Annotated in this window: 12 protein-coding genes; 7 read left to right on the top strand and 5 right to left on the bottom strand. The window is 58.6% G+C overall.

The window, feature by feature from the left end; genetic code table 11:
• From ACR0DL_RS01725 to ACR0DL_RS01750, 6 genes are all read left to right on the top strand, one after another.
• Entirely contained in the window at positions 1–1,455 is a 1,455-nt protein-coding gene (locus ACR0DL_RS01725) for an NAD(P)(+) transhydrogenase (Re/Si-specific) subunit beta (RefSeq protein ID WP_170360212.1), read from the top strand.
• A gap of 160 nt (positions 1,456–1,615) precedes the next feature.
• Positions 1,616–1,732, top strand: coding sequence for a VOC family protein (locus ACR0DL_RS01730; protein WP_480646143.1), 117 nt, complete (start codon positions 1,616–1,618; stop codon positions 1,730–1,732).
• A 75-nt stretch (positions 1,733–1,807) separates the two neighbouring features.
• The gene (locus ACR0DL_RS01735) at positions 1,808–1,972 is read left to right on the top strand and encodes a VOC family protein (RefSeq protein ID WP_480687305.1); all 165 of its coding nucleotides are present in this window, start codon (positions 1,808–1,810) and stop codon (positions 1,970–1,972) included.
• 107 nt (positions 1,973–2,079) lie between these two features.
• A complete protein-coding gene (locus ACR0DL_RS01740; RefSeq protein ID WP_170532781.1) occupies positions 2,080–3,357 on the top strand; it encodes a DUF3422 family protein in 1,278 nt (425 codons plus the stop codon).
• Positions 3,358–3,418: 61 nt separating this feature from the next.
• Positions 3,419–4,561, top strand: a complete 1,143-nt coding sequence (locus tag ACR0DL_RS01745; RefSeq protein WP_480687307.1) for an MFS transporter — start codon at positions 3,419–3,421, stop codon at positions 4,559–4,561.
• 57 nt (positions 4,562–4,618) lie between these two features.
• Positions 4,619–5,782 carry a M20 aminoacylase family protein gene (locus ACR0DL_RS01750; RefSeq protein WP_170374580.1) on the top strand — a complete coding sequence of 388 codons (1,164 nt, stop codon included), beginning with the start codon at positions 4,619–4,621 and terminating at the stop codon, positions 5,780–5,782.
• Positions 5,783–5,835: 53 nt separating this feature from the next.
• Here ACR0DL_RS01750 and ACR0DL_RS01755 read toward each other — a convergent pair whose 3' ends face one another.
• Positions 5,836–7,158: a 3-deoxy-D-manno-octulosonic acid transferase gene (locus ACR0DL_RS01755; RefSeq protein WP_480687309.1), complete on the bottom strand. Its 1,323-nt coding sequence runs from the start codon at positions 7,156–7,158 to the stop codon at positions 5,836–5,838.
• Position 7,159: 1 nt separating this feature from the next.
• A complete protein-coding gene (gene moaA, locus ACR0DL_RS01760) occupies positions 7,160–8,167 on the bottom strand; it encodes a GTP 3',8-cyclase MoaA (protein WP_170348111.1) in 1,008 nt (335 codons plus the stop codon).
• Between the two features lie 90 nt (positions 8,168–8,257).
• Between moaA and ACR0DL_RS01765 the strand changes: the two genes are divergently transcribed.
• A complete protein-coding gene (locus ACR0DL_RS01765) occupies positions 8,258–8,689 on the top strand; it encodes a hypothetical protein (RefSeq protein WP_480687311.1) in 432 nt (143 codons plus the stop codon).
• Here the strand turns inward: ACR0DL_RS01765 and ACR0DL_RS01770 are convergent.
• The 3 genes from ACR0DL_RS01770 to glmU are packed head-to-tail and all read right to left on the bottom strand — an operon-like array spanning position 8,677 to position 12,588.
• Positions 8,677–9,360, bottom strand: a complete 684-nt coding sequence (locus ACR0DL_RS01770) for a DNA alkylation repair protein (RefSeq protein ID WP_480687313.1) — start codon at positions 9,358–9,360, stop codon at positions 8,677–8,679. The genes ACR0DL_RS01765 and ACR0DL_RS01770 overlap by 13 nt on opposite strands.
• A gap of 51 nt (positions 9,361–9,411) precedes the next feature.
• On the bottom strand, positions 9,412–11,232 hold the full coding sequence (glmS, locus tag ACR0DL_RS01775; protein ID WP_170532793.1) for a glutamine--fructose-6-phosphate transaminase (isomerizing): 1,821 nt from the start codon (positions 11,230–11,232) through the stop codon (positions 9,412–9,414).
• Between the two features lie 3 nt (positions 11,233–11,235).
• Positions 11,236–12,588, bottom strand: a complete 1,353-nt coding sequence (glmU, locus tag ACR0DL_RS01780) for a bifunctional UDP-N-acetylglucosamine diphosphorylase/glucosamine-1-phosphate N-acetyltransferase GlmU (RefSeq protein WP_170532796.1) — start codon at positions 12,586–12,588, stop codon at positions 11,236–11,238.
• Positions 12,589–12,674: the final 86 nt, after the last annotated feature.

A 12,674-nucleotide genomic window follows, 5' to 3' on the forward strand; every position in this document is an offset into this window, starting at 1 on the left:
ATGGAATTTGGCTTCACTACTGCCGCCTACGTTGTTGCGGCTGTTCTGTTCATCCTTTCGCTCGGCGGATTGTCGAACCAGGAAAGCGCCAAGCGCGCGGTCTGGTATGGCATCGTCGGTATGGCGCTGGCGGTTTTTGCCACGCTGGTTGGTCCCGGTTCGGGGCTGTGGCTGCTGTCGCTGCTGCTGATTGCGGGCGGTGGCCTGATCGGTCAGTACGTCGCACAACGCGTGCAGATGACCGAGATGCCGCAGCTGGTGGCTGCGATGCACTCGCTGGTTGGTCTGGCGGCTGTGTTCGTCGGCTTCAACGCGCATTTTGAGATTGGCAACGTGGCGCAGGTCATGGCCATTGCCGACAGCGCAAAAGAAGCGGACCTTTCTGATCTGGGGGCATTCGCTAAGCTGATTGCCAAGAAAACCTCGGCTGAGTTGGCAATCCTGCATGTCGAACTGTTCCTGGGCATCTTCATCGGTGCGATCACCTTTACCGGGTCGGTCGTGGCCTATGGCAAGCTGGCCGGCAAGGTCACATCGGCGGCGACCAAGCTTCCGGGCGGTCATGCGCTAAATGCGGCGGCTGCAGGTCTCTCGCTGATCTGCTTGGTCTGGTACACCTCGACCGGCGGCTTCTTCCCGCTGTTCCTGATGACGCTGGCCGCGCTGTTCATTGGCTATCACCTGATTATGGGAATCGGCGGTGCCGACATGCCCGTCGTTGTGTCGATGCTTAACTCCTATTCGGGTTGGGCTGCGGCGGCGATCGGCTTCTCGTTGGGCAACGACCTGCTGATCGTGGTTGGTGCGCTGGTGGGCTCGTCCGGTGCGATCCTGTCCTACATCATGTGTAAGGCGATGAACCGTCACTTTGTCAGCGTAATCCTGGGCGGCTTTGGTGGCCCGCAGGGCGAACAGATGGCCGTGGAGGGTGAGCAGATTGCCATCGAGGCCGATGGTGTGGCCGCAGCGCTGAACGATGCTGACAGTGTCATCATCATCCCCGGCTATGGCATGGCCGTGGCGCAGGCGCAGCAGTCCGTTTCCGAACTGGTCCGCAAGCTGCGCGCCCAGGGCAAGAACGTGCGCTTTGCGATCCACCCGGTCGCGGGCCGTCTGCCGGGCCACATGAACGTGCTGCTGGCCGAGGCGAAGGTGCCGTATGACATCGTGCTGGAGATGGACGAGATCAACGACGACTTCCCCGAAACGGATGTGGCCATCGTCATCGGCTCGAACGACATCGTGAACCCTGCGGCACAGGAAGACCCCAACAGCCCCATCGCCGGCATGCCGGTTCTGGAATGCTGGAAGGCGAAACAGGTGTTCGTGTCCAAACGCGGCCAGGGCACCGGGTATTCGGGCATCGAAAACCCCCTGTTCTTTAAGGAAAACACCCGCATGTTCTATGGCGACGCAAAGGCCAGCCTCGACAAACTGCTGCCCATGATCGACTGAGCTTGGGGTGTAACCAAATTGCAAAGGGCGCCTTCGGGCGCCCTTTTCTTATTTGTAGTGAAGGAGGCTCTGCCTCCCGACCTTGGGGATATTTGTAGCCAGATGAAGCAGGCGGATTGTGATAGACTGGTCTGACGTGGTGGGTGTCAGGAGAGTAGCCATGCAGAAAGTAAACGGCATAGGTGGTGTGTTCTTTCGTGCCCGCGACCCAGACGCGTTGAGCGCGTGGTATGAGAAACACTTGGGCGTCAATCATTACGATCCTTTGCCCTGGTAGCAGCGCGAAGGGTTAACTGTATTTGCCCCATTTGCCGAAGATACGGAATACTGCGGCCGCGCAGATCAGCAATGGATGATCAATTTCCAAGAAGACGATTTGGCGGCGTTGATAGCGCAGCTTGAGGCCGCCGGGATCACCGTGGAAACACGTGCTGAGTGGGACAGTGAGGTGGGAAAGTTTGCCTGCATTCACGATCCCGAGGGCAATCCGATCGAGCTGTGGCAGCCAAATCAATGAGATAGAGGGAATGTATACAGCCGTATCCACTTAAGTATATGAAATAAAAAGAGAATTGATGTATTTTTGAGGTGGCGTATAGTGCCCCGGACAAAACGGAGCTCTGCATGACGCCCATTGATGATCACCCGCTGCGCTATGCGCTGGCCAATGAACTGCACGCGCGCCCCTTTCCGGTGGCCGCGACGCCGTGCACGGTGGTGTTCTTGGCGATCAAGAAGCCAGACGCAGCCGTGGCGCGGGACCGAAATGAGGATCTGGCCCATCTGATCAATCTGCTGGATCGCCACGGCGCACAACATCCGCAGCCGGAGGCGACGCATTACGCTGGTCAGATTGGCCGTCATTGGTTGAAATGGGAACAGCATACCGAATTCGTCACTTACACTGCGATTACACAAAATGTCAGCGATCGCCCCTTCAACCCGGCAGATTTCGAAGTCTTTCCCCCTGATTGGTTGATGGCCAGCCCAGGGCAGAGGGTGACGTCGGCCATGCTCCGCGTGGTTGAACGCCAGGACGACGAAGCGGTCCGGTCCTCTTTGGGGAACTGGTTCGAGCCTGAAAGCCTTGCCGTAGCCCGGGTGCTGGACGATACCGCCATTTGTGCCAGTGATTTCCGTATCGATCCGGCCGGGCATATGCGCTTTGCGCTGTTTGTCAGCAAGGGCACAGGGCGACGCAGGACGGGGCGGATCATTCAGCGTTTGTGTGAGATCGAGACCTATAAAGCAATGTCAATGCTTGGGTTTGCCCGCGTCAAACAGCTGACCCCACGTATCGGTGAATTGGACGGTAGGCTGACCGAGTTGATGGGGCAAATGACCGACAACACGGCGCACCCAGATGAATTGCTGCCCGATCTATTGTCCACCTCGACCGAGCTGGAAACGCTGTCCGCCCAGTGTTCCTTTCGGTTTGGGGCTACGGGGGCCTATGAGGCTATCGTGAACCAACGGATCGAAGTGCTGCGAGAAGAGCGGTTTGAGAGCCGTCAGAGTTTCGCCGATTTCATGATGCGCCGGTACGATCCGGCCATTCGAACCGTCAAATCCACCGAGCGCCGCCTGCAGGCTTTGTCCGATCGGGCGATCCGTGCCGGAGAATTGTTACGTACCCGGGTCGATGTGGAACGCAGTGCGCAAAACCAGGCGCTGCTGGAAAGCATGGATCGGCGCGCCCAGATTGCGCTGCGGTTACAGCACACCGTCGAAGGGCTGTCTGTGGTAGCTATCAGTTTCTACGCGGTGACGCTGGTCAGTGACTTTCTTTACCCGCTGACCGAGGATGGGATCAGTCAGGGACGGTTGACTTCAGTTGTGACGATCCCTGTCATTCTGTGCGTCTGGGTTGCCATCCGTCAGATTCGAAAGCGTTTGCAATAGCCCGCAATTGCGAATTACCTAGGGCGCTTTAGGAACAGCAAGCTGCGCGTGGGAGTTTTCTGTGATCGGAATTATGTCTGCATGGCGGGCGGTGGCTGCCATGTTCATCCTGAACGGTGCGCTGTTTGGCATTTGGGCATCTCGCATTCCAGCCGTGCGGGACAGGCTGGAATTGACGCATGAGGCATTGGGCTATGGTCTGCTGTTCATGGCAGCGGGGGCTGTGTGTTCCTTTCCGGTGACGGGGCGGTTGTCTGATCGGTTCGGGGCCGTAGCCATCACGCGGGTTATTGCGGTGCTGTACACGTTGTCTCTGATCCTGTTGGCCGTGGCCGATGGGTTCTGGGCGCTGGCGGGGTTCCTGTTCGTATTCGGTGCCTTTCACGGTTCAATGGATGTGGCCATGAACGCCTGGGCCGCCGAGGTCGAGCAAGCCTATGACAAGCCCGTCATGTCCTCGTTCCACGCGATGTGGAGTTTGGGCGCCGGGTTGGGGGCGCTTAGCGGATACGGGGCGGTGCAGCAGGGACTGACAGTGATGCAGCACTTTTTACTGGCTGGCGGAGTTGTCGTGGCGCTGGCGCTGGCCCTGTCCTGGGTTAAGTGGACGTCGCGCAGAGCTGTCTCACATGACGGCAGTGTCTTTGCCCTGCCGTCCGGTGCGTTGATCTTGGTTGGGTTCACTGCGCTGTGCGGCGCTTTGGGGGAAGGTGCCGTAGCGGATTGGAGTGCCATATTTCTGCGCGATGTGACCGGTGCCGCCGAAAGCGTCGCTGCGTTGGGATATGCCGTGTTTTCGGTGACGATGGTGGCGTTTCGGCTGGCTGGCGGATTTGCAATCGCGCGGTTTGGTCCTGTCGCAACGGCCCGTTTTGGAGGCATTTGCGCGGCACTTGGCGTGTTCGGTGTGGTCTCGGCATCAGAGGCGGGATTGGCCTTGGGGGGGTTTGCCCTGATGGGGGTTGGTTATGCTGTGATCATGCCGCTGGCCTTCAGCCGGGCAGCCAATGATCCGCATGTGCCGCCGGGGCAGGCCATCGCCAGTGTGGCGACGCTGGGGTACGGAGGGTTACTGATCGGCCCACCGCTTATTGGGATTTTGGCCGAGATGCTTACATTACGATTGGCATTCATGGTTTTGTTGCCCTTGGCCATCCTGATTGTCCTGCTGTCCGGCGCGCTGCGGCCTGCGTCTTTGGACTGACTTGAGAATTCCGCGCCGGGATAAAGCCGGGGCAAAGAAAAAAGATGGGAGAAGACTATGCCGATCAAAAACCGTTTTGCCGAATTGCAGAGTGAAATCACTGGGTGGCGGCGCGATATTCATGAAAACCCCGAGATTCTATTCGAAACGCACCGCACCAGCGCACTGGTTGCTGAGAAGCTGAAGGAATTCGGCTGTGATGAGGTTGTCACCGGAATTGGTCGCACCGGGGTCGTTGGGGTGATCAAAGGTAAGGTCGACACGGGGGGCAAGGTGATCGGTCTGCGGGCCGATATGGATGCACTGCCGATACATGAGGCGACGGGTCTGGAGTATGCCTCCAAGACCGATGGGGCGATGCATGCCTGTGGTCATGACGGGCATACGGCGATGTTGCTGGGCGCGGCGAAATACCTCTCGGAAACGCGGAATTTCGACGGCACCGTCGTGGTGATCTTTCAACCCGCCGAAGAGGGTGGCGGCGGAGGCCGCGAGATGTGCGAGGACGGCATGATGGACCGTTGGGGCATCCAAGAGGTCTATGGCATGCACAACTGGCCTGGCCGTCCTGTCGGCAGTTTTGCCATTCGTCCGGGCGCGTTCTTTGCGGCCACAGATCAATTCGACATCACCTTTGAGGGCAAGGGCGGTCACGCGGCCAAACCGCATGAGACAGTCGATACAACCGTGATGGCGGCGCAGGCGGTTCTGGCATTGCAGACGGTGGCGTCGCGCAATGCTGATCCGGTGGATCAGGTCGTGGTTTCGGTCACGTCGTTTGAAACCTCAACCACCGCCTTTAACGTCATCCCTCAAACGGTACAGATCAAAGGTACCGTCCGTACGATGAGTTCAGAAATGCGGGAAATGGCGGAAAAGCGCATCAAAGAGATTTGCAACGGAATCGCGGCGACATTTGGCGGAACGGCCAATGTCACCTATTACTTGGGCTATCCGGTGATGGTGAATAGCGACGCGCAGACCGACTTTGCAGCGGATGTCGCGCGTTCAGTGGCGGGCAATTGTGACGAAGCACCGTTGATCATGGGCGGCGAGGATTTCGCCTTTATGCTCGAAGAACGGCCGGGGGCGTATATTCTGGTTGGCAATGGCGACACGGCGGCGGTGCATCACCCTGAGTACAACTTCAACGACGAGGCCATTCCGGCAGGGTGCAGCTGGTGGGCTGAGATTGTCGAACAGCGGATGCCGGCGGCCTGATCTTGGCGTAGGGTAGCGCGAGGGGCCAGCCCCTCGCGCTACCCGGGACAAACTTAGTCAGATGACGTTGAACCCGACCCAGTTAAGCTGAGTTCGGTGCATAGCGTCTCGACGATTGCATCCAGTGCCGATTGTTGGGTGTTTACGCAGGATTTCGCAGCCTTACGGGCTGTGTCCAGTGTGGTTTGGTCCGATAGCCAGGTTTCCACGGCCTCGGTCAGTTCGGAAGCAGATTGAACTTGTAGCGCCCCGCCGGATTCGATCAGCGGGGCGAAGGTTTCGGCAAAGTTGAAATAGCCGGGGCCGGTGATTACAGCGGCACCCGCCTGGGCCGGTTCGAACGGATTGTGGCCGCCGATCTCTTTCAGTGATCCGCCAAGGAACACAATAGGGCACAGCGCGTACCATGTGCCGGTTTCACCCAGCGTATCTGCCATGTAGACCTGCGTTTTGTCGGTGATCTTGTCGTCATTCGATCGAATGGCCACAGTTTGCCCCGCTTGGGTTGCCAGACTGGCGACCTCGGCGCGGCGTTCAGGGTGGCGCGGGATCAGCAACAGCAGCAGGTCGGGCCAACGTTTGAGCAGCTCTGCGTGGGCGGCAAGAACGGTTTCCTCTTCACCGGCATGTGTCGAACTGGCGATCCAGACGGGGCGGGCGCCGATCTGTGCGCGGATTTCGGACAACGTGGCCTGATCAATCGGCAAGGGGTCAGACATGGCCTTAAGATTCGTGCCCGGCTGTACACGTTCAGCGGGCGCGCCCATCACGATCAGGTTTTGCGCGGTCTTGTCGTTCTGGGTCAGGAACAGGCGAAAATGATCCAGAATGAACCGGGCTGTGTCCGGGCGTTTTTTCCAGCCTTCGACGGATTTGTCCGACAGGCGTGCGTTGAGCAGAGCCAAGGGCATGCCACGGTTGGCACCTTCGACAATCAGGCGAGGCCAGATTTCGCTTTCCACGAAAATACCGGCATTCGGGTGCCAGTGGTCCAGAAAGCGCCGCACGGGGCTTGCGGTGTCTAGTGGAGGGTACTGGTGCCGCGTTCGTGGTGGCAAGCGTTTTTCGATCAGCGCAGCCGAGGTTGGCGTGCCAGAGGTGATCAGAAACTCGGCATCCGGCAGACGTTCCCCCAACCGTTTGATCAGGCTGATGACCGAAAGGGTTTCACCAACGCTGGCGGCGTGGAACCAGATCAGCTGGCCGTCGGGGCGGGGCAGGCTGGCACGGCCTTGGCGTTCCTGTTGTCGGGTTACGGAAACATCCGCGGCTTGCAGCTTGTTCCTTACGGTGCGCCAGACGAACGGTCCCGCAACAGAGGTCAGGCCGCAATATAGATGATACAGCAGGGTCGGTCGGCCCGTCTGGTCCGGCACGTCAGCCGCCTGTGTGGCTCATGTGACGGCTCATCTTGCCGTCGACCGCCTGGCGGGAATAGTCGAAATCATGTCCCTTGGGCTTGAGGTTGATCGCCGCGCGGATTGCGTCTTCGAGCGGTTGCTCTGTATCGGGGTGATCGCGTAGTGGACCACGCAGGTCAGCCATGTCCTCTTGGCCCAGACACATAAACAGCTCACCAGTGCAGGTCAGGCGCACGCGGTTGCAGCTTTCGCAGAAATTATGCGACAGAGGGGTGATGAAGCCGATCTTTTGGCCGGTTTCCTCTAGGCGAACATAACGCGCTGGCCCGCCGCTGCGTTCTGCCAGATCGGTCACGGAATAGTGGTTCTCGTATTCCTTACGAACATCCTTGAGCGACCAATATTGATCCAGACGATCCTCATTGCCGATATCGCCCATGGGCATGACCTCGATCCAGGTCAGGTCCATATCGCGTTCCGCACACCATTTCGTGATCGTCGGCAATTCTTCTTCGTTGAAGCCCTTCAGGGCCACCGCGTTGATCTTTATCCTCAGCCCGGCTTTCTGCGCCGCGTCGATGCCGTTCAACACTTGTTTAAGACGGCCCCAGCGGGTGATCGCCGCGAATTTATCTTCGTCCAGCGTATCCAGCGAGATATTTACCCGGCGCACACCTGCTGCGTACAGGTCATCGGCAAAACGGTGCAGCTGCGAGCCATTGGTGGTCAACGTCAGCTCTTTCAACGCGCCGCTGTCCAGATGGCGGGTCATGCTGTTGAAAAACGTCATGATATTTCTGCGCACAAGCGGCTCACCACCGGTAATGCGCAGCTTTTCAACCCCCAACTTCACGAAGGTCGAGCACATGCGGTCCAGCTCTTCCAGTGTCAGCAGGTCTTTCTTTGGCAGAAACTTCATGTCCTCGGACATGCAGTAAACACAGCGGAAATCGCAGCGGTCTGTAACAGAGACGCGGAGATAGGTGATCGCACGTGCGAATGGGTCGATAAGCGGAGCAGTCATGCGACATAGGTAAAGCCGCGACTTGCCTGCGACAAGGGCGAAGTTTCCTTTGCGCTGGTACAGATGCGCACAGGGCGATAGGTTGATGGCATGAGATATATGCTATTCGCTTTGTGTATTCTGGTGGCCGGATGCGACACCGTGCGGTCCACGACAGATCGGGTCTTTGGGGGCGAAAAGACGCCTTCTGAACCTGAAGACGTCGCGGTCGAAGAGGTTGTGGCAGAGGAAGCAGTTGAACCAGAACCCGTTGCGGCCACTGCTGCCGGCTGGGTGGGCGCAAAGACGACCATAGCCGGATTGGGCGATCCGACCACGCCGGGTCGTTGGTTGGAAACTCCGCTGGTCGACGTCGAATTCACCGGTCGCGTGGTCGTTCCCAGAACCGGCTCGCAGGCTTATATTACGCTGGTCCCAGCGCCAGGGCCCGAAAGCGGCGGCAGTCGATTGTCTCTGGATGCGATGCGGGCCTTGTTGTTGCCATTCGACGAATTGGTTGAACTTGAGGTCTATTCCAACTGATCTTTCAGGTATTTTCCGGCTTCGCGGCGGGCGAAAGGCTTCATCGCGTCACCATGGCTTTTCAGAAACGCGATGACGCGTTCAGCGTCGTGTTTGGACAGGTCACGCAGCCACCAAGCAATAGCTTTCTGAATGAACCAGTCCCGGTCCGGCACATAGCTTGCCGCCCAGCCAAGGATGCGATCGCGCCGTGCCAGATCGTCGGGTTTGGGGTGATTCTGCTTGGTCCAGGGAAGGGTGGCCACCAGCGCTGCGCGCCGTGTCCACATATGATCGGAAGTCGTCCAGATTTCCACCTGATCCAATCGGGTTGGGTCGGCTGACAGACGTTTTTGCATCGCCATGCAGGCGTGATCGGCCGCAGCCCAGGCGTCGAAATCGGGCAACCAGCTGTGCAGTAAATCCCAGACCGCCCCATCAGGCCGAATGCGGGCCTGGGTCAGTAGTTTGGCCGCGGCCAGACGGCCCTCGTGTATATTGGTCTGCCACAAGGCATCCGCCAACTCCACGCGCTCAGATACATCCAGGTCTTGACGCCAATCTTTCGTCAGGTCGTTCAGAACGGGGTTCGCGACACCCAGATAGGGGCGGTCAACCTTGTGATAGGCCGCCATTTGGCTCGCGCGTACGGGGTCGGCATGAGCTTTGATCTGATCCAGATAGAAATTCAATGTTTGTCGCCCTGCTGGTGAAACGGGCCGTGGGTGCAGCCCGATCTTGGCTTATTCGACGGTGACGGATTTCGCCAGATTGCGGGGCTGGTCCACATCGGTACCTTTGGCGACAGCCGTATGATAGGCCAGCAGCTGCGCCGGAACCGAATACAGGATCGGGGCAAGGCTGGGATGAATATGGGGCATGCGAATAGTGCTCCACACCCCATCCTCGGCCTCGGTAACGCCGTCATCATCCGAGACCAGTATGACCTTGCCTTTGCGCGCCATGACCTCTTGCATGTTCGACACGGTCTTGTCGAACACTGTGTCGCGCGGGGCCATGACCACTACTGGCATGTGTTTGTCGATCAGGGCGATGGGGCCGTGCTTCAGTTCACCCGACGCATAACCTTCGGCGTGTATATAGCTGATTTCTTTTAGTTTCAGCGCACCTTCCATAGCCAGTGGATACATCAGGCCGCGGCCCAGGAACAGCACATCGCGCGCCTCGGACAAGCGCTGGGCCGAGGCCTTGATGGACTGGTTCTGATCCAGCGCGGCATTTAGTGCGGTCGGCAATCCACGCAATGCGGCGGCATGATCAGCCAGTTCCTCATCGCTTAGGGTGCCCCGATCCGCAGCCGCCTTGAGCGCCAGCATCAGCAATACGCTTAGCTGACAAGTGAAAGCTTTGGTCGAGGCCACACCGATCTCAACCCCAGCATGGATCGGCAGGGCGATGTCGCTTTCGCGCGCGATCGAGCTTTCGGGGACATTGATCACCGAAACGATCTTATCGGCCTTGCCCTCGCAATAGCGCAGCGCGGCCAGCGTGTCGGCGGTCTCACCCGACTGGCTGACAAACAAGGCCGCCGTGCGATCGGGGATCGGAGGTTCGCGATAGCGAAACTCGCTGGCGATATCGACCTCGACGGGCATTCTGGCCAACTGTTCGAACCAGTACTTTGCTGTCAGACAGGCATAAAAGGCAGTTCCGCAGGCGACCATGGTCAGGCGGTCCAGCTTGCTGAAATCCAGCTCACACGGCAGAGTTATCTCGTTGCCGCCAGTGGGCAGGTAGGATTGGATTGCCTCGGCAACCACCACGGGTTGCTCGGCGATTTCCTTTGCCATGAAATGCTTGTGACCCGCCTTGTCGGCCCGTGTTTGATCCAGTTTGATCTGGCGGGTCTCGCGGTTGGCCAGTTCTCCGGCTTCGTTGCGGATTTCAAGCGAAGTGCGGGTCAGGACCGCCCGGTCGCCTTCTTCAAGATAGGTGATACGATCCGTCAGCGGGGCCAGCGCAATGGCGTCCGAACCCACATACATTTCGCCTTCCCCATGCCCAATGGCCAAAGGTGAGCCCTTACGCGCCGCGACGATCAGGTCGTCTTGCCCGTCAAACAGAAATGCAAGTGCAAACGCCCCTTGAAGCCGGTCGATGGTTTTGAACGCCGCATCAACGGGCGATAGTCCATTGTTCAGATAATGCTCGGCCATCAGGGCCACGGTTTCGGTATCGGTCTCGGTGACGAAATCGACGCCATGTTCGGCTAACTCAGCCCGCAAATCGCGATAGTTTTCGACGATGCCGTTATGCACCACGGCCACGGGGCCTGCCTTGTGCGGGTGCGCGTTGGTGACTGATGGTGCGCCATGTGTGGCCCAACGGGTATGCCCGATGCCCGATTTTCCGCGCAGAGGATTGTGCACCAGCAAATCGCTGAGGTTGACCAACTTGCCCACAGCCCGACGCCGCCCAAGTTCACCGTCATTGACCGTCGCAATACCGGCGCTGTCATAGCCGCGATATTCCAGCCGTTTCAGCGCCTCAACCAAAATAGGGGCGGCTTCGTGTTGCCCCAGTACACCTACAATTCCACACATAGATCAGGCTCCTTTGTCGCGGCGAGCCTTCTTCGCCTTCAACATATCAAACAATTTACGTGCATAACCCGGCTTGTTGTCCTGCTTGGCGCGGGCCACGGCCAGCGCGTCGGACTCGACGTCTCGCGTCACGACTGTGCCGGTGGCTGTCATTGCGCCGTCTCCGACCTTCACCGGGGCCACCAGCATTGTGTTTGAGCCGATAAAAACATTCTCACCAATTGTGGTGCGATGCTTCATCACACCGTCATAGTTGCAGGTGATTGTTCCAGCGCCGATATTCGACGCCGCACCTACCGACGCGTCACCGATATAGCTGAGGTGGTTAACCTTGGCCCCTTCGGCGATCTCGGCGTTCTTTATCTCGACAAAATTGCCGATGCGGGCGTTTTCGGCCAACTCGGCACCTGGGCGCAGGCGGGCATAGGGGCCAACAATAGAACCGCGGCTGACGTGGCAGCCCTCCAAATGCGAAAACGACCGGATTGTAGCACCACTTTCGACTGTGACGCCGGGGCCAAAAACCACGTTGGGTTCAATCACAGTGTCGCGCCCTATGACGGTGTCAGCGGCCAGATAAACAGTATCGGGTGCCATCAGGGTGACGCCAAGATCCAACAGCTCGGCACGGGCATTGGCCTGAAACACAGCATCTGCCGCAGCCAAATCGGTGCGGGAGTTCACACCTAATGTCTGCGCTTCGTCACAGGCGACTGCGGTGACTTTCAGGCCGCGCGCGCGCGCGATTTCCACGACATCGGTCAGATAGTATTCGCCTGCCGCGTTGTCATTTCCTACCGTGTCGATCAGGGAAAACAACGTCTGCGCATCACAGGCCAAAAGGCCAGAGTTGCAGAAGGTTATCGCGCGCTCTTCATCCGATGCGTCTTTGAATTCGACGATCCGCTCAAGACTGTCACCGTTCATCACCAGGCGACCATAACGCGCAGGATCGGCGGCCTCAAACCCCAGAATGACAAGATCGTTTTCTGCCCGCGCCGCGATCATGCGTTCCAGCGTATCGGGCTGCAGAAACGGCGTGTCGCCATACAAAACCACGACGTCGCCGGTGAATCCGTCCAAAGCCTCGCGTGCCTGCGCGACGGCATGGGCAGTGCCCAACTGCTCGTCCTGAACAGCGATTTGCGCCGCTTCATCCTCGGCAGTTGCAACCTTGGCTACGGCTTCAGCCCCGTGCCCGGTGACGATCACGGTCCGCTCGGGCGACAATATGGCCCCGGCGCGCATAGCGTGCACCAGCATCGGGACCTGCGCGATGGGATGAAGAACTTTGGGAATATCCGAATGCATCCTGGTGCCTTTTCCAGCGGCAAGGATGACAAGGGCAGTGCTCATGAAATCGATTTCTCTTTGTGTTTTGTTGCGCTCCGTTTTATCCGCTGAGGGCAAAGGCGCAAGCGGTTCACGGATCAAACAAGATT

Source organism: Ruegeria sp. BB5, assembly GCF_056539405.1.

What these genes read in the sequence shown, in the direction of transcription:
- ACR0DL_RS01725 (WP_170360212.1), top strand. Translation starts at nt 1, where the DNA reads ATGGAATTTGGCTTCACTACTGCCGCCTACGTTGTTGCGGCTGTTCTG.
- ACR0DL_RS01730 (WP_480646143.1), top strand. Translation starts at nt 1,616, where the DNA reads ATGCAGAAAGTAAACGGCATAGGTGGTGTGTTCTTTCGTGCCCGCGAC.
- ACR0DL_RS01735 (WP_480687305.1), top strand. Translation starts at nt 1,808, where the DNA reads ATGATCAATTTCCAAGAAGACGATTTGGCGGCGTTGATAGCGCAGCTT.
- ACR0DL_RS01740 (WP_170532781.1), top strand. Translation starts at nt 2,080, where the DNA reads ATGACGCCCATTGATGATCACCCGCTGCGCTATGCGCTGGCCAATGAA.
- ACR0DL_RS01750 (WP_170374580.1), top strand. Translation starts at nt 4,619, where the DNA reads ATGCCGATCAAAAACCGTTTTGCCGAATTGCAGAGTGAAATCACTGGG.
- moaA (WP_170348111.1), bottom strand. Translation starts at nt 8,167, where the DNA reads ATGACTGCTCCGCTTATCGACCCATTCGCACGTGCGATCACCTATCTC.
- ACR0DL_RS01765 (WP_480687311.1), top strand. Translation starts at nt 8,258, where the DNA reads ATGAGATATATGCTATTCGCTTTGTGTATTCTGGTGGCCGGATGCGAC.
- glmS (WP_170532793.1), bottom strand. Translation starts at nt 11,232, where the DNA reads ATGTGTGGAATTGTAGGTGTACTGGGGCAACACGAAGCCGCCCCTATT.
- glmU (WP_170532796.1), bottom strand. Translation starts at nt 12,588, where the DNA reads ATGAGCACTGCCCTTGTCATCCTTGCCGCTGGAAAAGGCACCAGGATG.